This is a genomic window from uncultured Tenacibaculum sp., from assembly GCF_947494125.1.
In the GTDB taxonomy this organism is placed as follows: domain Bacteria; phylum Bacteroidota; class Bacteroidia; order Flavobacteriales; family Flavobacteriaceae; genus Polaribacter.
The window spans coordinates 66,194-88,977 of the sequence record NZ_CANLTU010000001.1; the positions used below are offsets into that span (position 1 = coordinate 66,194).

Here is a 22,784-nt window from a genome sequence, read left to right on the forward strand (position 1 = left end):
CCCTTTAATTTTAGTGTAAAATACTAAAACTTTATTTAATAAACTCTATTGCACATTCGTATTCCAAACTGGGATATTAAAAATCTTACTTATTTTAACTACATCACTTAAAAGATACTGTTTATCTCCATGATTTAATAAATTAAATCGTTTCCCCTCTTTAGTTACCAAATTTGCTTCATAACAAAAATACCCTCCTGATGAGTTTCCGGGTATAAATTTTTCAAGTACTTGAAGTGCATATGCATGCTTAAAAGGTATAATTTCTGCTCCAACAACCATCTTTCTTTTTTGGGTATGAAAGTACGCTTTAGCTCCTGTGCTAATTAAAAGAAAAACTCCAACCAATATAAATATCCCTCCTGAAGTGAAAAATGTTTTACCTCCTTGCATAAAAGTCATTGCTTTTTTAGAAAACTCAAAAAATTCAACAAAAGACCATACTGTATAATTTGCTCCTACTAAAAAGAATCCCCAAGCTACAAATTTCATATACGAACTAGAGCTAATTTTATAACCTTTCCTAGTTTTCTTAAGATGTTCGCTTAAAAAATTACTTCCAGATCCTTCTGTAGCTTCCCATGATATTTGCTGACCAATTACATCTTGTGCAAAATCACCAAAATTGAAAGTTATTTCTTTATTATTAGGTGATGTTTTTTTTCTCTTAACTAAATAACTAGACCCAAACATTCCTCCAAACATGAATATAAAAACAACGAACATTCCTCCTATTTTATAAAATAAATATCGTTGCTTACCAAAACTTAGTTTCTTTACATGCGTTGTAATTTCTAATCGTTTTATTTCATTTAAATTCCTTCTTGTAGGTTCTTCTAATTGCTTTAAAGAATCTAACTTTATAATTTGTTCTTGTAACTCTACTTCTTGCTTATTATATGCTTCGTATTTCTTTTGTAGTTCTGGCATAACAACAAAGAATACGATACCTATTGGAATTAATACAAAAAGCCAAGAGTTATTAAAATTAAACTTTTTCATAGTTATTTATTGAGAATAAAAAAGCCATTACAAACAGTAATGACTTTTTTTAATATTGGTTATTTTTTTATTGACAAAATGGAACTGTAAAAGTACCTTCTACTGTATTATTTGTATTTGAATTTGCTCTAACTTTTAATGTAAGCTCGTTATTTGCAAAACTTACCATTTCCACAGTTCCGTTTAAGAAATTTAATGGTGTTTCTCCTTTCTTTGAAAAAACAATATTTTTTTTGAAAACACCTAATTCTATCTCTATATCGGTTGAGATTTCTAATTCATAATCAGAAATATTAGAATCACAAGCTGCAACTAGGTTAGTAATATGAACTGAAAGACTATTTATTCCAGATTTAAAGGCTTTACCCCCTTTTGCTGTAAAACTAGCTCCAAACACTTTTCCTTGTAAAGGTGTATTGGGTAAATTGTCTGAATTACTATCAGAACACGCTACAAAAGCGAACATAGCCATGGCTACAATAAGTTTAATTCCGTTTTTCATTTTTAATTTTTGAATATTTCCGTGAAAGTACTTAAAAAATAAAAAACCACAAACAAAAAATGTTTGTGGTTTTTCATGTATTTATTTAGGTTTTATTAACCTACGATATTTATAATTTTTCCTGGTACTACAATTACTTTTTTAGGAGTTCTTCCTTGTAATTGTGCTTCTGTACGCTCATCTTCCATTACTGCTTTTTCAATTTCTTCTTTACTTAAATCTAATGGTAATTCTAAAGTAAAACGCATTTTACCATTAAATGAAATTGGATAGTTTTTAGCACTCTCTACTAAATGTGATGCTTCAAACTTTGGAAATGCTACAGTTGAAATAGATTCAGTATGTCCTAACTTACTCCACAACTCTTCTGCTATATGAGGTGCATACGGTGAAATCAAAGCTAATAATGGTTCTAAAATAGCACGTTTATTACATTTCTGTGCTGTTAATTCGTTTACAGCAATCATAAAAGTAGAAACAGAAGTATTAAAAGAGAAATTCTCAATATCTTCTTCTACTTTTTTAATCGTTTTATGTAATGTTTTTAATTCGTCTTTTGTTGGCTCAGCATCAGAAACGTTAACACCGTTTTCTCCAACATATAATTTCCATAATTTCTTCAGGAAAGAATACACTCCTGAAATTCCTGATGTTTTCCAAGGCTTCGTTTGCTCTAAAGGCCCTAAGAACATTTCGAATAAACGTAATGCATCTGCTCCAAATTCTTCACATATATCATCTGGATTAACAACATTATACCAACGTTTTGACATTTTTTCTACCTCACGATGACATGAAAACTCATTATCTCTTCCAAAAACAAATTCAGCATTTTTAAAATCATCCCTCCAAGACTTCAACTTATCTATATTAACAACAGTATCTCCCTCTAGTGTAGCTACATCAATATGAATTGGTCTAAAAGACAATGTTTTTTCGTTTTCTATATTAAGACCTGCTTCTTTTAATTTTTTTAATTTTCTAGCATCTAACTTAGCATCTACACTAGTAATTACATTTGGCCCTTGAAAATAATCTGAAGAAATATAAACATTATGTTTTTTTCCGTCAAACAACGCTTCATAAATTAAAGCAGAAGTTCCTAAGATCATTCCTTGGTTAATTAGTTTTTTTGCAAACTCATCAACTGGTAATACTCCTTTATCAAATAAGAATTTTTGCCAAAAACGTGCATATAGTAAATGTCCTGTTGCATGCTCAGACCCACCAATATATAAATCTACTTCTTTCCAATAATCAACCGCTTCTTTACTTACAAATTCTCCTTCATTCGTAGAATCCATATAACGGTTAAAATACCATGAGCTTCCTGCCCATCCTGGCATTGTATTTAGCTCTAATGCAAAAATAGTTTTGTTATCTATTAAATCATTGCTAACTACCTCAGCAGTTTCAGCATTCCAGGCCCAAACCTCAGCATTTCCTAATGGCGGTTTTCCGTCTTCTGTTGGTAAATATTTTTCTACCTCAGGTAATACTATTGGTAAATGTTTTGCTTCAATCATTTGAGGCATTCCATTTTTATAGTATACTGGGAATGGTTCTCCCCAATAACGCTGACGGCTAAATACCGCATCTCTTAAACGATAATTTATTTTTCCGAAACCAATACCGCGCTTCTCTAATTCATAGATTACGGTTTTCATTCCTTTCTTATAATTTAAACCGTCTAAGAAATCAGAATTTGCTAGTTTAATTCCGTCTTTAGCATCGTTTGCTTTTTCAGAAATATCAACATCAGCAAAAATATTTGGAATTTCTAACCCGAAGTTTTTAGCAAAATCATAATCACGTTGATCTCCACAAGGAACTGCCATAACTGCTCCTGTTCCATAGCTTGCTAATACATAGTCTCCAATCCAAATTGGCACTTGTTTACCCGTAAATGGATGTAAAGCATAGGCTCCTGTAAATACTCCTGAAATAGTTTTTACATCTGCCATACGATCACGCTCAGAACGTTTTGCTGTTGCTTTCACATAAGCCTCTACTGCAGCACGTTGGTCGTTTGTAGTGATTTTTGCTACCAATTCGTGTTCTGGAGCTAGTGTCATAAAACTTACTCCATAAATTGTATCAGGACGTGTTGTAAACACATCTATTTTATAGTCATTCTCTATAAACCTCTCTGATACCTCAACAACCGTTTTTTCAGCAGGTTTTGCAAACTGTATTGTATTATTAATTTTAGAGATTACCCCTAAAACATTTTCTAACACCTCTTCATTTGTAAAGCGAACTACATTGAAACCTTCACTCGTAAAATAAGAAGTTCGTGCAGCTTCATCTTCTTTACCTGAAAACTCAACTATTAAATTTTTGGCTAGGCATACATAATCTACTAAAAATGTACCTATCGTATATTTTTTTCTAAATTTTGCTGCTCCTTTTTTATTTTTTAATTCATTCCAAAGTACTTCTTCTGCCTTTGAAAGATTTAAACGCATTTCTTTTAATGCTTCTAATTCTTTAAATGATAATTTTACGTTTCCATCAGGTGCTTCTAGAGCATCTACTTTAAAAGTTACCATGGCTCCTTGACTTCTTCCAATCCAATTCGTTTGAGAATCTTTTAATGGTTGCGGCCAATCTATATTTTGTAATCCATCTAATAAACGCTGTGCATACGCAGAAATACGCATTGACCATTGTGTCATTTTTTTACGCATGACTGGATGTCCTCCTCGTTCTGAAACACCATTTACTATTTCATCATTTGCAAGTACAGTTCCTAGGGCTGGACACCAGTTTACTTCTGTATCTGATAAAAATGTTAAACGGTACTGCAATACAATTTCTTGTTGTTTTTCTGATGAAAAACTTCTCCATTCTTCTGCTGAAAAAACTGTAATATCTTCATCTGAAACTGCATTGACATTTGCATTTCCTTCTGCTTCAAATTTTGATATTAAAGTTGAAACATCTTCTGCCTTGTCTGTATCTTTATTATACCAAGAATTAAATAATTGAATAAAAATCCATTGTGTCCACTTATAATATTCTGGACTAGATGTTCTAACTTCACGAGACCAATCGAAAGAAAATCCAATATTATCTAATTGACGACGGTAGGTTTTTATATTAGTCTCTGTAGTTATTGCTGGATGTTGTCCTGTTTGAATTGCATATTGTTCTGCTGGTAATCCAAAAGAGTCATATCCTTGCGGATGCAATACATTAAATCCTTTATGACGCTTATAACGTGCATATATATCACTAGCAATATATCCTAATGGATGTCCTACGTGTAGTCCTGCTCCAGATGGATAAGGAAACATATCTAAAACATAGTATTTAGGTTTGTCCGATTCATTACTGGCCTTAAATGTTTGGTTCTCTGCCCAAAACTGTTGCCATCTCTTTTCTATTTCTTGGTGATTATATTGCATTGTCTCTCTTTTAAGAAGCTGCAAATTTACGGTTATTGTTTGGAAGATTAAAGTAAAAAAATTGCTTAAACCATTATAGTGAAATACTATAAAATGAACAAAAATTGCACTCTTGTTAATCTTTGATTGGAAATAGTTTATTTTAAATAAATGAATGTTCTTTGCAACTTATTAAATTCATTATTTTGAAGAACAATATTTTAAAAGCTCATATTGCACTATTAAGTGCTAATATTATTTATGGCGCTAATTATTTAATTGCTAAAGGTGTGATGCCCAATAAAATTGGTCCTTCTGCTTTTGTGTTTTTAAGAATTTTAGGTGCGGGTATTCTTTTTTGGGTCATTAAGTCATTCATTAAAGAAAAAATTGAAAAGAAAGATTTTCCTAAATTAATTTTATGTGGATTATTAGGGGTTGCTGCAAATCAATTACTATTTTTTCATGGTTTAAATTTAACCTCTCCTATTGATGCTTCTATTATTATTACAGCGGTACCCATTGTTGCTGTTGTTTTTAGCGCAATATTGTTAAAAGAAAAAATAACACTTTATAAATTACTTGGTATTACTGTAGGTGGTATTGGAGCTATATTATTAATTTGGTATGGAAATCAATCTAAAGGAACTAGCTCTTTATTAGGAAACCTTTTCATTTTTATTAATGCTATTTCTTATGGCTTGTATTTAGTTATTGTAAAACCCTTAATGAAGAAATATAATTCTATTACTATTATTAGTTGGGTGTTTTTATTTGGTTTTCTTTTTATGTTTCCTTTTGGTATAACTGATATTGTTACTGTAGATTTCTCTGCATTTACCACCCAAACATATTTAGCTATTTCTTTTGTTATTATTGGAACTACCTTTTTAGCATACTTGTTTAATATTTATGCTTTAAACTATGTTTCTCCTGCTGTAAATGGAAGCTATATTTATCTACAACCTGCTGTTAGTTTTATTATGGTAAGTATTTACGCTTATGTTTTAGGGTATACTGAATACGCCCAAGACATTAACCCCGTTAAAATAGCAAGCTGTTTTCTTGTTATTATTGGAGTGTATCTAATTAGTAAGACTCCTAAAAAAATATAAAAAGACAATTTATAATATTAAAAATCCCTAATAAGACTATCAGGGATTTTGTTTTAAAACGAACTATTAGTTTTTATCCTTTTACTGGTACAGATATTATTGTATTTCCCCAACCTAAATGCATTTTAGCTTCATTATTTTCTCCATCAAAAACAATAGAGAAAACTTCTATAGGATTAGATGATTTAGCTGTTGGCACTTTTACTCTTGCTACATCTTCTTTTTCGTTATAAAAATAAGAACCCCAAACATTTTTTGCTGTACTTAAAATTATTGTCCATTCTTTTTTTCCTGGTATTGTAAACAATGTATACGTTCCAGCTTTCACTTCTTTTCCTCCAAAATTTACATCTTTATAAAATGTAATTTCTGCAGCCTCATTTGCTCCAGTACGCCAAACTTTTCCTTGAGATGCTAATTTATCTAAACTACGTCCTTTTAATTGAGGACGACTATAAATTACCTTTACTAACTTATCTGAAACTCTATAATTATCTGGATATGCTGCTGCATCCATTGGGCTTTTATCTAATTTTGAGAAGTTTTGTGCATTAATTGTACTTGAAGAAACTAAAGCAATTACTAAAACTAAAATTGTTAAGATTGATTTTTTCATGAAATATTTATTTAAGGTGAATTATTAATCGTTTGTCATCAAAATTATATAACCTTACGTTAAAATTTATTAAAATTATGTGAAATTTATTCATTTAAAAGTGTGCTAGGCTTTTTTGATATAAACTCAAAAGCTACAATTACCAATAAGCTTATTCCAAAAAGAGGTAATATTACCCCTAACAAGAGTAGTAAAACAAAAATAATTGGTTCTACCTTAAAACTATTAGGTACTTTGGGTATCCCTAAACTTCCTTTTTTCTTTCTTAACACATATGATAATATTGCTGCAACACTCATAAAAGTTAACATAATGGCTACTCCAAACATCAACCACCAATTCCAAACTCCAAACTGACCTTGGTGAAATGCCATTACCCACATTCTTCCTCTCATTAAAAAACCAACATCTTTCCAATTGTGTTTCTTAACTAATTCTCCTGAATACTGATCAAAATGCAACATTTTTTGAGCTTCTAAATCAAATGTTTTGTTAGATACACTAAATGTACTTTTAGAATTTTTAGGTAACCCTATACTTACAACCCCTTTTAAGTTTTGCTTCTTTGCAATCTCAGTCATTTTATCTAAAGATAAAGTCTTACCAGAAACTACTGATACTAATCCTTTTCCATTCCAAGTTTTTGGATAACCTGTATTTGTTAGTTTTTGTAATTGTTTAAAATTAGCTCCAAAAACATCTGTCCATGGCAACCCTCCAGCTATTGTAAGAAGTAACAAGCCTGAAATCCAAAACCCTAAAACTGCATGCAAATCTCTAAATAAAATTCTTTTTCCTTCTTTTAATCGAATTATAAAAACTCCTTTTACCCCTCGTTTAAACGGCCACCAAACATATAATCCTGTAATTATAAGCACTATCATCCAGCAAGCTATTAACTCAATTATCTTTGTTCCTACTTTCCCTCCTAATAATTCTCCATGTAGTTTTCGAACCGTATACATCCAAGTATCTTTAGGTGAAAATGTACCTGAGACCTCAGCTGTATAAGGATTAACAAATAGCGATTTTTTATGACTAAATCTTCCTGAAATAAATTCTGTAGCTATTTCCTTATTTGAAGACAAGATCATACTATTTGGTTTTTTCTTCATTTGGTTTTTTGCTACTTCCCATTGTTGTTGATAAGAGATAGTTTTACCACTCGTCGCTTTTACTTTTTCTAGACTTTCTTTTATTTCATTTTCTACTTTAGGATTAAACAAATAAATAGCTCCTGTTATTGATAATACTAGTACAAATGGCAATGATATAATTCCTGCTATGAAATGCCATTTCCAAATCCATTGATTCAATTTTCTATCTTTCATTTTGAATATTTTTTTAACCTCATTGTTTTTTAAAACCACGAGGTTAATTTTTGATTATCTCTCTGCGATTAAAAATTATACTTTACACCAAAATGAAATGCTCTTGGATTACCAATACTATACGTGTTTTGTTTACTCCATCTACTGTAAGAAGCTCTTACAGCATATAGTTCATTGAAAATATTTAAAGCTTGCCCCCATATTTCAAATTGTTTATAAGTATAATTTGCTCTAAAATTGAAAATGCTATGTCCTTGATATGTAGAAGTACCTAATACATCATTAGCAAGATTATCTTTACCTATAACTGCTTGTCCTTCAAAACTTGTATTATACTTTCCTATTTGTTCATGCTCTAATGTTAAAAGCAAGTCTGATATTGGTTTATAATTTAAAGAAGTTGTACTTATGTATTTAGGAGCCGTTTGCATATTTGTGTTAGAATAATCTATATTATTCTCAAAAAACGAAAGGTATTTATGTGTTGCGTAGCTTCCGCTATAATTAACGTAGACATTATTTAGCACATTATATTTCATTCCTAACTCTATACCCTTTGAACGAGTTTTCCCTGCATTTTTCTGAATAAAATCCCCTGAGTTATCTCTAATTGAAACTAATCTATTGATACCATCTAATTGATAAATTGCTAGATCTAATTTTAATTTTGAAGGTATTGTAAAGTATGCGCCTATTTCATAATTATGAAACTCTGCTGGTTTTAACGTAAATGCATTTCCTGTTTTATTCTTTCCGTTTCTAAATAAAGTTCCCACTTGTGGTGGAGTAAATCCTTTTGAATAGTTAGAATAAATCCCTGCTCTTTTTGTTAAGTTTAGATTTACGCCTAACTTAGGTGAAAAATTTGTATAAGTTATTTTTGTGTCTTGAACACCTGAATTTGCTTCATCTAAATTATCATAATCGTACGTAAAACCATCATAACGTAGTGCCCCTGTTAATTTAACTTTGTCTAATGGTGAAATTTCAAATTGCGCATATCCAGCATAATTGAATATATCTGCTTGGTATTTTAAAATGTAATCTCCTTTTTTAACTGAATAATTTGTGTTTTGAGCAGTTACCACATCTACAATGACATCTATATTTTCTGCTTCGTAATTTTGAGGAGAAAAATCAGTAATTGCGCCAATTATTAAACTTGAATTTGCAAAATTAAAATCTGTTTTATGTTGTACTAAACCTACATAACTTTTAAATTTATTAGAATTAATTTCTCCTTTACCAGTTCCATCTAATACGCCACTTACTCTATTTTGTTTAATTCTATATGATGGTATTTGATTCATTTTATTATTCCTATAAATAAAATTGAACGATGTTTTATTAGAATCATTCCAATGTTTATCTAGTGTTGTACGAAACCTAAATGCTTTAGCTTCTCTTTCTGTAAATGTCTGATTACTTTCATAATTACCATCAGTATAGTTCTTTTCTGAAATAGACCCAGACATATCTGATCTATAATCGATATATGTAAAACTGTTTGTCCATTTCAAACTTTCAGAAAAATCATTTACATTTTTAAATGAAACTGCTGTCTTCTCATAATCGGAATGTCCAACTACACCATTATCTCTTCTTATATGATGACCTCCTACGTAAAAGCCATATTTTTCTTTTATAGTCGTAGAAGCTTCTAATTCATATTTTGTTAAGCCCAAATCATTTATTTGCATTCCTATTGAACCTCCAAAATCTTTTCTTGGGTTTTTAGTTATAAAATTAAAACTCCCACCAATAGCTTCACTACCATAAATACTTGATGCTGGTCCTTTTAATACTTCAACTCTCCCAAACGTTGTATTGTTCATTTCTAACAACGCATTATGATTAAATACCGCTACTGGACGTATTGGTAAACCATCTTCAACATATAAAAACAATGATTTTGTTGATATTGGAGAACGCGTAGCCATAAAGTGTTGTTCATTACTAGACGCTTTTGAAGTACTCATAAAGACTCCTGGTACTTGATTTACCAGTTGCTCAATCCCAAAAGCCTTAGTCTCTTTTATCTGATTTTCTGTTAATAACCCTATAGATGCAGAAACTTCTTGTCTTTTTTGGGTTTCTCTACTTGCTGAAACTATTACTTCCTCTAAGCTTTCAATAGCTTGATTTAAAACAATAATGTTATTATTACTTAATACTATTTTTTTTGTTTCGTAACCTATACTTGATATTTGAACGCTCCCTTCTTTTAACTTTATAGAAAAGTTTCCTTCAAAATCTGTTATGGTTCCTTTATTTTTATTTATTAGTGATACAATTGTAGCTCCTACAATTGGATTATTTTGATTGTTTACTACTTTACCTTTGAATATAGTCTGTGAAAAACCGTTAAATATTGGCAATAACAATCCTAGGCATATAAATAATGCTTGTTTTTTCATAATGAAAATAACTTAATATGTTTAATTAAACTCTATAAAGAATATTGTAATCCCGCAGTAATTGTTTCCTTATTTTTTAACTGAATTCCATTTAGGTTTTGATATAATGGTGTACTAAACTCAAATCCAAATCGAAGATTTTTTAATGAACCTTTAAAAGCATATATATTAAAACCTAGCCCTCCATTAACGTACTTCCCTCCTGAATTCATAGTATCAGCTGTAGTAACCATCATAGGGTTTAAATTAGAATTACCTCCATTAATTGAACTCACTATTAACCCTTCTAAACGAGCTGAAAAGCTTAACCACTTATGAGTCTTAACGGCAAACCAAGAATTTAAGCTGTAACGATTTCCTAAAGAATACTCATATTCATTTTTACCAAAACGATAGGTTGCTTTTAATTGACTTCCCCAAGAAACAGTTTCTGCTTGCCCTAAGTATGTTAAACCTAAATCAGCATCGTACGTTCCACTTCCAATTTGCATTGGGTATGGCAATTGATTTTTATTTGGATTAGACATTGGTGTTACACCCTTTGCATTTAGTTCTCCTGTTGGAATAGAAATACCAACATTAGCATGTAGTGAACCTCTATTTTCATTAATAAACTTATATAACATTCCTAATTTTACATCTCCTAAACCTGATGAAGAAGTAGAAAAAGGCATTAGCATTCCTGTCATCATATTACGCATTTGCAAATCCATATCGTTTTCAATATAATTTACCATTGCCATTAATGTAATTTTATCTGATGGTGCATACATAGCTCCAAGCATATGCATTTTCATAGGCATTGAAAGTGGCGTAACCATATAGCCTGCATTATGAGTTTGAGAATTTGTAATTGCTTCACTTCCTTTTTGCAGTCCTTCCATATTCATATACATAAACCGATAAGAAAACATTACTTCTCCTTTATGATGGTAATGATCTCCCATTACACTTATTGGTGCATGCCCGTCTGGTCTATTAGACTTCCATTCGTTATTGTTATGTGTATTCTCTTGTGCGTTTATTATTTGTGATAAGGATATAAGTATCCCTATAAAGATGATTTTTGATAATTTCATCAGTTGTATTTTTAAATTTTACAATATTATTTTAGTCCATTTACTTTTAAAGTAAACAGTTTTTTATTTAAAAGCCTGTATGTAAAATCTATGTAGTAGGAGGGTGAAAGATTGTGTTTGAAAATAAATAAGTATACCTATTACTATAAGAATATAACTTTTTCATATTCTTAAAAAGAGGTTTTTCTTTTTTTACAGAAAGTAATTCAACAAAACCTATTGGGTATTCTTCTATATTTATTCGTAGCGATTTAAAATCATCATCTTGCTGCTTCTCTAGCTTTTTCATTAATTGACATTTACCATTACATCCTAGATCTGGTTTATCTTTATTAATACATAATACCTTTGATATATAATCATAATTTATTGCATACTCTACAAACGGAGTTATCGGACGTAACATCGCAATTGTGTACAATAAAACAAATATATATATGCCTAGTTTATGTAGCAAAATGAGTTTAAATTCTGAAAGAGCAAAGATACTTTAAGTTGTTTTTTTTCTCAATAAAAAAGGGTATTATTATTATTTTAATTTATTCTAAATAAATTAGTATATTTGCCCCATATTTTAGAAAAATGATTGTCTTTTATACTGAAAATAAAAAGGTTACACCAATTGTCCCTATTCAACAAGAAACTATCTGTTCTTCAGTTTGTTCGTCAAATTGTATAAAACCTAAAAATAAATGTTGCAATAAGTACCAAAAAAAAGGCATCAACTGTAAGCGATGCCCTTTAACTTTTGATGTGAAAATCGCTTCTTAATTAAGCTACTTTTAATAAAAAATAACTCTTTTTTCCACGTTGTAATAACACATATTTATTTGCAATTAAATCTTTTGCTGTAATTACAAAATCTTCTTTTACTTTTTCTTTATTTACAGAAACCGCATTTTCTTTTAACGCTCTACGTGCATCTCCATTAGATTTCAAAAAGCTAGTTTTCCCTGCCAATGCGTCAATCATTGACAACCCTTCAGAAATGTCAGATTGAGAAACTTCTGCTTGAGGTACACCATCAAACACATCTAAAAATGTTTGCTCATCTAACGACTTTAAATCTTCTGCTGTAGATTTTCCAAATAATATATTTGAAGCTGCTATTGCCTTATCATATTCTTCACGTCCATGAACTAATACTGTTACCTCTTCTCCTAAACGCTTTTGTAAAACACGTGCATGTGGTGCTTCTTTATGCTCTTCAACCAAAGCATCTATTGTTTCTTTATCTAAGAACGTGAATATTTTAATATACTTTTCAGCATCTTCGTCTGACGTGTTTAACCAATATTGGTAAAACTTATATGCCGATGTTCTTTTAGCATCTAACCAAACATTTCCTCCTTCTGATTTTCCAAATTTAGAACCATCTGATTTTGTAATTAATGGGCAAGTAATTGCGTATCCTTTTCCACCACCTATTCTTCTAATTAATTCTGTCCCTGTAGTAATATTCCCCCATTGATCAGAACCTCCCATTTGTAAGGTTGCTGAGTTTTCTCTAAATAGATGTAAGAAATCATACCCCTGAACCATTTGATATGTAAACTCTGTAAAAGACATTCCTTCTTTTGATTCTGAACCAATACGGTTTTTCACAGAATCTTTTGCCATCATATAATTTACTGTAATATGTTTACCAACATCACGAATAAATTCTAAGAATGAAATTTCTTTCATCCAATCATAATTATTTACTAAAACAGCTGCGTTTTTAGCATCAGATTCGAAGTCTAAAAAATGCCCTAATTGAGCTTTTACACACTCTTGATTATGACGTAATGTTTTTTCATCTAATAAATTACGTTCTGATGATTTTCCTGAAGGATCACCAATCATACCTGTTGCACCTCCAACTAACGCAATTGGTCTATGTCCACATCTTTGATAGTGTGCTAATAACATAATAGGAACTAAATTACCAATATGAAGTGAATCTGCAGTTGGGTCAAAACCAACATATGCACTACGCATTTCCTCTAGTAAATGTTCTTCTGTTCCAGGCATGCTATCATGTAACATTCCTCTCCATTGTAACTCTTCAATAAAATTTTTCATCGTCATAAATTTATCAGTCAGCAAAGATAACTTTATCAACCAAAAAAAGCTAAATTCGCTTTATGATTTTAGTTACTGGTGGAACTGGCCTTGTTGGCTCACATTTATTATGGTATTTAGCTCAAAAAGACAGTGCTATTAAAGCTATTTATAGAACCGATGAAAAACGAGAATATGTAAAAAAAATATTCTCATACTACACCGAAGATGTTGATGCTATTTTTTCTAGAATTGAATGGGTACTTTCTGATATTACTGATGTTTTTTCTCTTGAATCCGTTTTTAAAAACGTTACAGAAGTATATCATTGCGCCGCATTAGTCTCTTTTAATCCAAAAGATTACAGGAAAATGCGCCAAGTAAATATAGATGGAACAGCTAATATTGTTAATTTTTCCATAGAGAATAATATTAAAAAATTCTGTTTTGTAAGCTCAATTGCTGCTGTTGGCGACTCGATAAATAACAAATCTATTACCGAAGAAAATGAATGGTCTGATAATAGTGATAACAACGATTATTCTATTACTAAATATGGAGCTGAAATGGAAGTTTGGAGAGGTAGCCAAGAAGGATTAAACGTTGTAATTGTAAACCCAGGTGTTATTTTAGGTAGTGGGTTTTGGAATGAAGGTTCAAGTAAATTATTTACACAAGTTAACAATGGCTTCAAATTTTATACTGAAGGTGTTACTGGTTTTGTACACGTACAAGATGTTGTAAAAGCTATGGTTTCTTTAATGAAATCAACTATTAAAAATGAGCGCTTTATTCTCGTTTCTGAAAATAAATCTTTTAAAGACATACTATTTACTATTGCTGATAACTTGAATAAAAAAAGACCTTCGATCAAGGCTAGTAAATTGTTAACATCTATTATCTGGAGAATAGATTGGTTTTTAACAAAGCTTACAGGTAAAAAGCCATTATTAACTAAAAACTCTGCTAAATCTTCCCATAATAAATCTTATTATTCATCTGAAAAAATAGAAAGAGATTTAAATTTTAAATTTACTCCGATTAATAAAGTTATTATGGATGTTTCTAAAAATCTTACTCTTTAATTTTAACACCCTTTCCGTCTTCTTTTTTCTTATTGTTTAATAGTTTTTGATTTTTATCTACTAACTTAGAAGAGAGCTTCTTATTTGGTTTTTTATTCGTTTTATTATTTAATGAATCTTTAATTAAACGCTGTTCTGTAAAAACTTTCTGAAGAGAGTCTATGTTATGTTGAACTTTTTTAAGCATATCTGTATATTCTTCAATTTTAGAAGTATAATAATCGTTACTTACATCAAAACGAGTACTATCAATCTTATACTTTTCATATACCAAAGCCATATAATTCTTCTCTCTCTTCAAAAATTTATTTTTTACATTTTTAGCAGATGAAGCTATATACATGTCTGTTAATAATGCAATCATAGAGTCTTTAGATACTAAGTTTTTAGGTTTTTTATATATAGTATTACTCGTACAAGAAACTAAAAACAAAAGAATCGCTATGTAAAAAAAATGTTTCATTTATCTATTAAATTCTAATCTAGCCCCTTTAGTTTCTTCATTAAAAACACCATTATTATACATTAAGTTACCATTAACAAAGGTGTGTGTTATTTTATTTGAAAACTCTGTTCCTTCAAATGGAGACCAACCACATTTATACAAAACATTATCTTTAGAAACCGTCCATTTATCATTATCCACTAAAACTAAATCTGCATAAAAACCTTCTTTTACAAATCCTCTTTTATCAACTTTAAAAAGCTTAGCTGGATTATGACACATTTTTTCTACTGCTTTTTCAATAGATAAAACTCCTTCTTTAACTTTCTCTAAAACTGCAATAACTGCATGTTGAACCAAAGGTCCACCACTTGGTGCTTTAGTATATACATTATCTTTTTCTTCTAATGTATGTGGTGCATGATCTGTAGCTATCACATCTATTCTATCATCTAATAACGCTTTCCATAACCCATCTTTATCTTTCTGAGTTTTTACAGCTGGATTCCATTTTATATGTGTTCCTTTTTTATCATAATCTGCATCGGTAAACCATAAATGATGCACACAAACTTCTGCCGTTATTTGTTTTTCTTCTAAAGGAATATCATTTCTAAATAAATGTGTTTCCTTTTCTGTTGATAAATGAAAAATATGCAAGCGCGCTCCTGTTTTCTTTGCCAACTCAATTGCTTTTGACGACGAAAGGTAACAAGCCTCTTCACTTCTAATAATTGGATGGTATTTTAAAGGAATATCATCCCCATATTTTGCTTTATATTCTTCTGTATTTTTTCTAATAGTTGCTTCATCTTCACAATGTACTGATATTAACATATCTGTTGATGAAAATATTTTTTCTAAGACTTCTTCATTGTCAACTAGCATATTTCCTGTTGAAGACCCTAAAAACAGTTTAATTCCCGCTACATTTTGAGGATCTGTTTTCAATAACTCCTCTAAATTATCATTTGTCCCTCCAAACATAAATGAATAATTAGCATACGATGTTTTTGATGCTATCTTAAATTTATCTTCTAACAATTCTTGTGTAGTAGCTTGCGGAACAGTATTTGGCATTTCTATAAAAGAAGTAATTCCTCCTGCAATTGCTGCTTTACTTTCTGTCGCTATATTTGCTTTGTGTGTTAAACCTGGTTCACGAAAATGCACTTGATCATCAATCATACCTGGGATTAAATACTTCCCTTCAGCCTCAATTACCTCAACATTAGGTTTATTTATAATCTCTTCAGAAATTTGTTTTATAAAATTCCCTTCTATTAAAACATCTCCTTTGAAAACCTTGTTTTCATTAACAATGTTTGCGTTTTTAATTAAATATGATTGCATAATTATTTCGGTAACCCTTTTAATCTCATTTTTATAACTCCAAATAAAGCTTCAGATACAATACCTCCACTCATTTTTGATTCTCCTAAAGTTCTATCAGTAAAAATAACTGAAACCTCTTTTATTTTAAATTTATGCTTCCATGCTTTATACTTCATTTCTATTTGAAAAGCATATCCAATAAATTTTATTTTATCAAGTTTTATAGTTTCTAACACCTCTCTTTTCCAACACACAAAACCTGCTGTAGTATCATTTACTGGAATTCGAGTAATAAAACGAACATATTTAGATGCGAAGTAAGATAATAATACTCTGCGCATAGGCCAGTTTACAACATTAACTCCTACTGAATAACGTGAACCCACAGAAACATCTGCCCCTTCAATTGCGCAAGCTTTGTATAAGCGAATTAAATCTTTCGGGTTATGAGAGAAATCAGCATCCATTTCTATTATAAAATCATATCCTTTACTTATTGCCCATTTAAAACCATGAATATAAGCAGTACCAAGTCCGTTTTTTCCTTTTCTCTTCTCTATATAAAGTCTTTCTGGAAATTCTTTTTGTAAGCTCTCAACTATGCTTGCCGTACCATCAGGAGAATTATCATCAACAATCAAAATATCAAATTCTTTTTCTTGAATAAAAGTTTCTCGAATTATTGCTTCTATATTTTCTTTTTCGTTATATGTAGGAATTATAACTAAAGCGTCTGACTTCATGTAATTTCATCTAAATCTGAGCAAATATACACTAAATTATCACTAATTTTGTATTAATTAAAACGATAAAACAAATACAATTGCAAGCTATTGAACGTATAATAACTAATGATAACTGGATTACTTTAGTAATTATTTTTGTTATTGTTTTATTAGCTATAATGAAATTAGTAAAACCAAATAAATTACTAGGATATATATTAGCTTTTTTTACTCCTGGTTTTTTTCAGAAAAAAGTTCAAAATAATACTTCATTATATTCCCCTTTTCATTTACTATTATTTGCTTTTTCCTCTATAGTAATTTCGTTATTCCTTTTTTTTATTATAACTCCTACAATTTACACTCAAAACTTTTTAAATTACTTAATACTACTATCTATAATTAGTGTTTACTTCTTTGTTAGACAAATATTAGATTTTATATTATCTAATATTTTAGGTCTTTCTTTAGTAACTAAATATTTCTTGTATACAAAATCAGGTTATTTATACACTCTTAGTTTATGGTTATTTCCTGCTATAATTCTCTATCAATATGCATTTAATAAAAGTATCTATTTACTTGTTATTTTCTTTATATTATTTGCTTTCAGAGCTTTTTTAATTTTACATAATAACAAAAGATTAGTTATAAGTAAGTTGTTCTATTTTATTTTGTATTTTTGCGTCCTTGAAATAGCGCCGCTATTGATTCTTTATAAAACAACAACAACAACTACGTAAAGAGAAAGTTATATGAAAGTGAAAACTATTTTAGTGTCTCAACCTGCTCCTAAGACAGAAACCTCTCCTTATTTTGACTTAGCTGAAAAACAAAAAGTAAAAATTGATTTCCGTTCATTTATTCATGTTGAAGGGATTTCTGTAAAAGAAGTTAGAACTCAAAAAATTGACTTAAACAACTATACAGCAATCATTTTAACAAGTAGAAACGCTGTAGATCATTACTTTAGAATTGCTGAAGAAATGCGTTTTACCGTTCCTGATGACATGAAATATTTCTGTCAATCAGAAGCAGTAGCTTATTATTTGCAAAAGTATGTAGTATATAGAAAACGTAAGATTTATGTTGGTAACAGAACATTTCCTGAATTAACTAAGTTAATTAAGAAACATAAAGATGAGAAGTTTTTACTACCTTCTTCTGACAAGTTAAAACCATTAATTCCAACTGAATTAGATAAAATGGGAGTTGATTGGAAACGTGCTGATCTATATAAAACCGTAGTAAGTGACTTATCTGACTTAGAAAATGTTTTTTATGACATTTTAGTATTTTTTAGTCCTTCTGGAATAGACAGTTTATTTAAAAACTTTCCAAACTTTAAACAGAACGATACAAGAATAGCTGTTTTTGGTAATACAACAATAAAAGCTGTTGAAGACAGAGGTTTACGTGTAGATATTGCTGCACCAACACCTGAAACACCTTCTATGACTATGGCTTTAGATAAATATATTAAAGGTATTAATAAAAAGTAATTATTACTTTTATAACAATAAAAAAACCATCAAAAATATTTTTGATGGTTTTTTTATTTATACTCCGTAAGTATAAATAAAAATATGCGTCGAAATTAGAATACTAAAAAATTCTAATTCAATGATATTAATTTTCCTTTTTATTGCTGCTATTTTTCTAGCTTATAGCAATGGTGCTAATGATAATTTTAAAGGTGTAGCTACTTTATTTGGTTCTGGAACTACAAATTATAAAAAAGCAATAAACTGGGCTACAATCACAACTTTTTCAGGCGCAGTAGCTGCTATATTCTTAGCAAAAGAATTAGTGAAAAATTTTTCAGGAAAAGGTTTAGTACCAAATGAACTAATACAAACTCCCACTTTTGCTATTGCTATAGCATTAGGGGCCGCAATTACCGTTTTTTCTGCAACTAAAATAGGAATGCCAATATCTACAACCCATAGTTTGGTTGGTGCCCTTTTTGGTGCTGGTGTTATGGCTGTTGGTTCTCAATTTAATTTCTCTAGACTTGGTAACACTTTTCTAATACCGTTAATAGTAAGCCCACTAATGGCTGCAGTTTTAAGCTTAATTGCTTATCTCTTATTTAAATTTATCCGAAAACAAATACCAAGTTTAAATACAACTAATCCAACTTTACTGGGTATAAGCTCACCAAAAGTACTAGACAGCTTACATTATTTAAGTTCGGGAGTTGTTAGTTTTGCTAGAGGGTTAAACGACACTCCAAAAATTGTTGGCTTACTTATAATTATAAATGCTTTTGATATTAAATGGAGTATGCTGTCTGTTGCTATTATTATGGCTCTTGGTGGCTTACTAAACGCAAAAAAAGTAGGAGAAACTATGAGTAAAAAAATCACAAAAATGAATTCAGGTCAAGGTTTTACCGCTAATATGATTACCGGATTATTGGTAACTACTGCAAGTATTCATGGTTTACCAGTTTCAACAACTCATGTTTCTGTTGGCTCTTTATTTGGTATCGGTACTGTAACTAAAAAAGCAGATTATAAAGTAATTGGAAAAATTATTTTATCATGGATACTTACTTTACCTATAGCAGCAATTATAAGCGCTCTAATTTTTAAATTATTAGAAGTAATATAAAACTCTTTAATTATATATTTTACTATTTTTATACAACAAGAAAACAATTAAAATTCAATGGATAAATATCTAGAAATCATAAAAACATCCTATTCTAATTATTGGAATTACATTAAGCAATCTGTTTTAATGGAATTGAATTGGGAAAACTATTTTTATGGTTTGATTATTATTTCGCTAATAGTCTGGACATTAGAAATTGTATTCCCATGGCGTAAAAATCAACCATTATTCAGAAAAGACTTTTGGCTAGATGCATTTTATATGTTCTTCAATTTTTTTCTATTAAACCTAATTGTATTAATTGCACTTTCCAATACAGCTGCTGAGTTATTTAACGATATATTAAGTAGTATTGGTTTGTCTATTTCAAGTTTTCAATTGTTTGACATTAATACTTTTCCATATTGGATAAGATTATTTGTTTTCTTTATCATAATTGATTTTGTACAATGGTTTACACATACACTCTTACACAAGTACGAGTTTTTATGGAACTTTCATAAAGTACATCATTCTGTAAAACAAATGGGATTTGCAGCTCATTTACGTTATCATTGGATGGAGCCTGTTGTATACAATTCTATGAAATATATTCCATTAGCTATTATGGGCGGATTTACAGCTCAAGATGTAGCCATAATTCATTTCTTTAATATCATGATTGGTCATTTAAATCATGCCAATATTAATTGGGATTATGGTTGGTTGAAATATATTTTAAATAACCCAAGAATGCATATTTGGCACCATGCCAAAGAACTACCTGAAAACAGAAGAACAGGAGTAAACTTTGGAATTACCTTAAGTATTTGGGATTATTTATTCAAAACAAATTACATTCCACATAACGGACGTAACATTGAAATAGGCTTTGATGGTGATGAACATTTTCCAAAGGACTTTATAGGACAAGAAATATACCCTCTTAACAAAAAATAATTTACGTCTTTGTATCTTTATCTAATTAAAATTAACATTCGATGAAATATATAAAAATTCTATTCCTTTTTATTGTTGTTCAAGTTTCGGCTCAACAAGGTGGAATGTGGATTCCTTCTCTATTAAAGGGAATGAACGAACAAGAAATGAAATCTTTAGGTGGTAAATTATCTGCCAAAGACATTTATAACGTAAACAAATCTAGTTTAAAAGATGCTATAGGACACTTTAACGGTGGTTGTACTAGTGAAGTAATTTCTCCTAAAGGATTAATTCTTACAAATCATCACTGTGGTTTTGGACAAATTCAATCACATTCATCATTAGAAAACGATTATTTAAAAGACGGTTTCTGGGCAATGAATGAAAAAGAAGAATTGCCTAACGAAGGTTTATATGTCGAATTTATTGTTCGTATTGATGATGTAACTAAAAAAGCTTTGGCTGGAGTTTTAACTACAATGACTGAACGCGAAAAGCAATCTACTATTGATAAAAACATCAACAATCTTAAAAAAACAGTAAAAAAGAAAGATTGGCAAAATGTAAAAGTTCGTCCTTTTTATAAAGGAAATCAATATTTCTTATTTGTTACTGAAAAATTTGAAGATGTTCGTTTAGTTGGAGCTCCACCTAGTAGTATTGGGAAATTTGGAAGCGACACTGATAACTGGGTTTTCCCACGTCACACAGGAGATTTTTCTTTATTCAGAATTTATGCTGATAAAAATAACCGTCCAGCTAAATACAGTAAAGACAACGTTCCTTATAAACCAAAACACTATTTACCAGTTTCTTTAGACGGTGTTGAAGAAGGAGACTTTACTATGGTATTTGGATTCCCTGGTAGAACAAATGAATATTTACCAGCTGTAGCAATACAACATACTACACAAGAGTTTAACCCTAGTAACATTGCTATTAGAGAAGCAGCATTAAAAGAGATAGATGCTCAAATGAAAACTAGTGATGCTATTAGAATTAAATATGCATCTAAACAAGCTCGTATAGCTAACGCTTGGAAAAAATGGATTGGTGAAAACTTAGGAATCAAAAAAAGTAATGCTATTGCACAACGTAAAGCCTTTGAAGAAACATTTAAAAAAGCGTTAAAAGAAAAAGGTTTAGAAGCTAAGTATGGTAACATTTTACCTGAGTTTGAAAATTTATATAAAGACTTTGCTTCTATAAATATTAAAAGAAGAAATTTTATTGAAGTCTTTTTAGTTACAAATGAGTTAATGCAAATGGCATTTAGAGCTTATCAATTAGAGCAAGTTGCTTTAAATAAACCTGAAAATTTTGAAAAAACTAAAAAAGGATACATAGCTCGTTTAAAAAGAATTCATAAAAACTACGATGTAAACGTAGATAAAGGTGTTTTTAAAAATGTAATGCCATTATATTCTAAAAACGTTGATGCTACGATATACGATAAAACTAGTTTTACCGATTTAGACAAAGCCTTAAAGTTATTGGAAGGTGATGCTAAGCAAGTCGTTGAAAATTTAAATAACGATACTGCTTACCAATATGCTAAACCAATGATTGAAGAATTTTATAAGAAAATCAATCCTGAGTTTCAGCAGAAAAATCAACCGATTGTAGCCTTGCAAAAACAGTACATGAAAGCACTAATGGAAGCATTACCAAATGCACGTTATTTTCCAGATGCGAATAGTACTTTACGTGTAACTTATGGGCAAGTTCGTGGATATTCTCCAAGAGATGCAGTATATTATAATCCTGTAAGTTATTTAGAAGGTGTTATTGAAAAATATGTTCCTGGTGATTATGAATTTGACGTGCCAAAAAAATTACGTGATTTATACGACGCTAAAGATTACGGGCAATACACTGATAAAAATGGAAAAGTTCCTGTATGTTTCTTAGGAACCAACCATACAACTGGTGGAAATTCTGGAAGTCCAGCGATTGATGCTCAAGGAAATCTAGTCGGTTTAAATTTTGACCGTGTTTGGGAAGGTACTATGAGTGATATTAATTACGATCCAGAAATTTGCAGAAATATAATGGTAGATGTACGCTATGTACTTTTTATTGTCGATAAATATGCTGGCGCAAAACATTTAATTGATGAAATGAAATTAGTACACCCTAAGAAAAAATAAATTCTTTTTA

At 30.0% G+C, this 22,784-nt stretch carries 19 protein-coding genes; 7 read left to right on the forward strand and 12 right to left on the reverse strand.

The window, feature by feature from the left end:
• Positions 1–45 precede the first annotated feature (45 nt).
• The 3 genes from Q0881_RS00315 to Q0881_RS00325 form a co-directional block, all read right to left on the reverse strand.
• Positions 46–1,002, reverse strand: a complete 957-nt coding sequence (locus Q0881_RS00315) for a hypothetical protein (protein ID WP_299155865.1) — start codon at positions 1,000–1,002, stop codon at positions 46–48.
• A 67-nt stretch (positions 1,003–1,069) separates the two neighbouring features.
• Positions 1,070–1,504 (reverse strand): hypothetical protein, encoded by a 435-nt coding sequence (locus Q0881_RS00320; protein ID WP_299155867.1) that lies wholly within the window; start codon positions 1,502–1,504, stop codon positions 1,070–1,072.
• Between the two features lie 95 nt (positions 1,505–1,599).
• Positions 1,600–4,914: a class I tRNA ligase family protein gene (locus Q0881_RS00325; RefSeq protein WP_299155869.1), complete on the reverse strand. Its 3,315-nt coding sequence runs from the start codon at positions 4,912–4,914 to the stop codon at positions 1,600–1,602.
• Between the two features lie 185 nt (positions 4,915–5,099).
• Between Q0881_RS00325 and Q0881_RS00330 the strand changes: the two genes are divergently transcribed.
• Positions 5,100–6,008 carry a DMT family transporter gene (locus Q0881_RS00330; protein WP_299155871.1) on the forward strand — a complete coding sequence of 303 codons (909 nt, stop codon included), beginning with the start codon at positions 5,100–5,102 and terminating at the stop codon, positions 6,006–6,008.
• 73 nt (positions 6,009–6,081) lie between these two features.
• Here Q0881_RS00330 and Q0881_RS00335 read toward each other — a convergent pair whose 3' ends face one another.
• The 6 genes from Q0881_RS00335 to tyrS form a co-directional block, all read right to left on the reverse strand.
• Positions 6,082–6,624 (reverse strand): DUF2911 domain-containing protein, encoded by a 543-nt coding sequence (locus Q0881_RS00335; protein WP_299155873.1) that lies wholly within the window; start codon positions 6,622–6,624, stop codon positions 6,082–6,084.
• Between the two features lie 86 nt (positions 6,625–6,710).
• The gene (locus Q0881_RS00340; protein WP_299155875.1) at positions 6,711–7,955 is read right to left on the reverse strand and encodes a PepSY domain-containing protein; all 1,245 of its coding nucleotides are present in this window, start codon (positions 7,953–7,955) and stop codon (positions 6,711–6,713) included.
• A gap of 68 nt (positions 7,956–8,023) precedes the next feature.
• Complete coding sequence (locus Q0881_RS00345) at positions 8,024–10,372, reverse strand: TonB-dependent receptor (RefSeq protein ID WP_299155877.1); 2,349 nt, start codon at positions 10,370–10,372, stop codon at positions 8,024–8,026.
• A gap of 32 nt (positions 10,373–10,404) precedes the next feature.
• Positions 10,405–11,451, reverse strand: coding sequence for a transporter (locus tag Q0881_RS00350; protein ID WP_299155879.1), 1,047 nt, complete (start codon positions 11,449–11,451; stop codon positions 10,405–10,407).
• A gap of 88 nt (positions 11,452–11,539) precedes the next feature.
• The gene (locus Q0881_RS00355) at positions 11,540–11,857 is read right to left on the reverse strand and encodes a hypothetical protein (protein WP_299155880.1); all 318 of its coding nucleotides are present in this window, start codon (positions 11,855–11,857) and stop codon (positions 11,540–11,542) included.
• A gap of 365 nt (positions 11,858–12,222) precedes the next feature.
• Complete coding sequence (gene tyrS, locus Q0881_RS00360) at positions 12,223–13,515, reverse strand: tyrosine--tRNA ligase (protein ID WP_299155882.1); 1,293 nt, start codon at positions 13,513–13,515, stop codon at positions 12,223–12,225.
• Between the two features lie 62 nt (positions 13,516–13,577).
• Between tyrS and Q0881_RS00365 the strand changes: the two genes are divergently transcribed.
• Positions 13,578–14,579: an NAD-dependent epimerase/dehydratase family protein gene (locus Q0881_RS00365; RefSeq protein ID WP_299155884.1), complete on the forward strand. Its 1,002-nt coding sequence runs from the start codon at positions 13,578–13,580 to the stop codon at positions 14,577–14,579.
• Here the strand turns inward: Q0881_RS00365 and Q0881_RS00370 are convergent.
• The 3 genes from Q0881_RS00370 to Q0881_RS00380 are packed head-to-tail and all read right to left on the reverse strand — an operon-like array spanning position 14,569 to position 17,102.
• Positions 14,569–15,042: a DUF4296 domain-containing protein gene (locus Q0881_RS00370; protein ID WP_299155886.1), complete on the reverse strand. Its 474-nt coding sequence runs from the start codon at positions 15,040–15,042 to the stop codon at positions 14,569–14,571. The two genes, Q0881_RS00365 and Q0881_RS00370, sit on opposite strands and share 11 nt — an antisense overlap.
• On the reverse strand, positions 15,043–16,377 hold the full coding sequence (locus Q0881_RS00375; RefSeq protein WP_299155888.1) for a dihydroorotase: 1,335 nt from the start codon (positions 16,375–16,377) through the stop codon (positions 15,043–15,045).
• Between the two features lie 2 nt (positions 16,378–16,379).
• Positions 16,380–17,102, reverse strand: coding sequence for a polyprenol monophosphomannose synthase (locus Q0881_RS00380; protein WP_299155889.1), 723 nt, complete (start codon positions 17,100–17,102; stop codon positions 16,380–16,382).
• A gap of 80 nt (positions 17,103–17,182) precedes the next feature.
• On the opposite strand from Q0881_RS00380, the gene Q0881_RS17860 reads away from it, so the two are divergent.
• From Q0881_RS17860 to Q0881_RS00400, 5 genes are all read left to right on the forward strand, one after another.
• A complete protein-coding gene (locus Q0881_RS17860) occupies positions 17,183–17,827 on the forward strand; it encodes a DUF4271 domain-containing protein (RefSeq protein WP_366139550.1) in 645 nt (214 codons plus the stop codon).
• Between the two features lie 12 nt (positions 17,828–17,839).
• Positions 17,840–18,586 carry a uroporphyrinogen-III synthase gene (locus Q0881_RS00385; RefSeq protein ID WP_299155891.1) on the forward strand — a complete coding sequence of 249 codons (747 nt, stop codon included), beginning with the start codon at positions 17,840–17,842 and terminating at the stop codon, positions 18,584–18,586.
• A 121-nt stretch (positions 18,587–18,707) separates the two neighbouring features.
• Complete coding sequence (locus Q0881_RS00390; RefSeq protein WP_299155893.1) at positions 18,708–19,700, forward strand: inorganic phosphate transporter; 993 nt, start codon at positions 18,708–18,710, stop codon at positions 19,698–19,700.
• Positions 19,701–19,757: 57 nt separating this feature from the next.
• Complete coding sequence (locus tag Q0881_RS00395; RefSeq protein ID WP_299155895.1) at positions 19,758–20,642, forward strand: sterol desaturase family protein; 885 nt, start codon at positions 19,758–19,760, stop codon at positions 20,640–20,642.
• A gap of 41 nt (positions 20,643–20,683) precedes the next feature.
• The gene (locus Q0881_RS00400; RefSeq protein WP_299155896.1) at positions 20,684–22,774 is read left to right on the forward strand and encodes a S46 family peptidase; all 2,091 of its coding nucleotides are present in this window, start codon (positions 20,684–20,686) and stop codon (positions 22,772–22,774) included.
• The last annotated feature ends 10 nt before the right edge of the window (positions 22,775–22,784 follow it).

Bases quoted from the DNA above. Each gene is read 5' to 3' on its own strand.
- Q0881_RS00345 (WP_299155877.1), bottom strand. From the start codon at position 10,372: ATGAAAAAACAAGCATTATTTATATGCCTAGGATTGTTATTGCCAATA.
- Q0881_RS00315 (WP_299155865.1), bottom strand. From the start codon at position 1,002: ATGAAAAAGTTTAATTTTAATAACTCTTGGCTTTTTGTATTAATTCCA.
- Q0881_RS00385 (WP_299155891.1), top strand. From the start codon at position 17,840: ATGAAAGTGAAAACTATTTTAGTGTCTCAACCTGCTCCTAAGACAGAA.
- Q0881_RS00335 (WP_299155873.1), bottom strand. From the start codon at position 6,624: ATGAAAAAATCAATCTTAACAATTTTAGTTTTAGTAATTGCTTTAGTT.
- Q0881_RS00380 (WP_299155889.1), bottom strand. From the start codon at position 17,102: ATGAAGTCAGACGCTTTAGTTATAATTCCTACATATAACGAAAAAGAA.
- Q0881_RS00325 (WP_299155869.1), bottom strand. From the start codon at position 4,914: ATGCAATATAATCACCAAGAAATAGAAAAGAGATGGCAACAGTTTTGG.
- Q0881_RS00355 (WP_299155880.1), bottom strand. From the start codon at position 11,857: ATGTTACGTCCGATAACTCCGTTTGTAGAGTATGCAATAAATTATGAT.
- Q0881_RS00375 (WP_299155888.1), bottom strand. From the start codon at position 16,377: ATGCAATCATATTTAATTAAAAACGCAAACATTGTTAATGAAAACAAG.
- Q0881_RS00390 (WP_299155893.1), top strand. From the start codon at position 18,708: ATGATATTAATTTTCCTTTTTATTGCTGCTATTTTTCTAGCTTATAGC.
- Q0881_RS00370 (WP_299155886.1), bottom strand. From the start codon at position 15,042: ATGAAACATTTTTTTTACATAGCGATTCTTTTGTTTTTAGTTTCTTGT.
- Q0881_RS00395 (WP_299155895.1), top strand. From the start codon at position 19,758: ATGGATAAATATCTAGAAATCATAAAAACATCCTATTCTAATTATTGG.
- Q0881_RS00320 (WP_299155867.1), bottom strand. From the start codon at position 1,504: ATGAAAAACGGAATTAAACTTATTGTAGCCATGGCTATGTTCGCTTTT.
- Q0881_RS00400 (WP_299155896.1), top strand. From the start codon at position 20,684: ATGAAATATATAAAAATTCTATTCCTTTTTATTGTTGTTCAAGTTTCG.
- Q0881_RS00340 (WP_299155875.1), bottom strand. From the start codon at position 7,955: ATGAAAGATAGAAAATTGAATCAATGGATTTGGAAATGGCATTTCATA.
- Q0881_RS00350 (WP_299155879.1), bottom strand. From the start codon at position 11,451: ATGAAATTATCAAAAATCATCTTTATAGGGATACTTATATCCTTATCA.
- tyrS (WP_299155882.1), bottom strand. From the start codon at position 13,515: ATGAAAAATTTTATTGAAGAGTTACAATGGAGAGGAATGTTACATGAT.
- Q0881_RS00365 (WP_299155884.1), top strand. From the start codon at position 13,578: ATGATTTTAGTTACTGGTGGAACTGGCCTTGTTGGCTCACATTTATTA.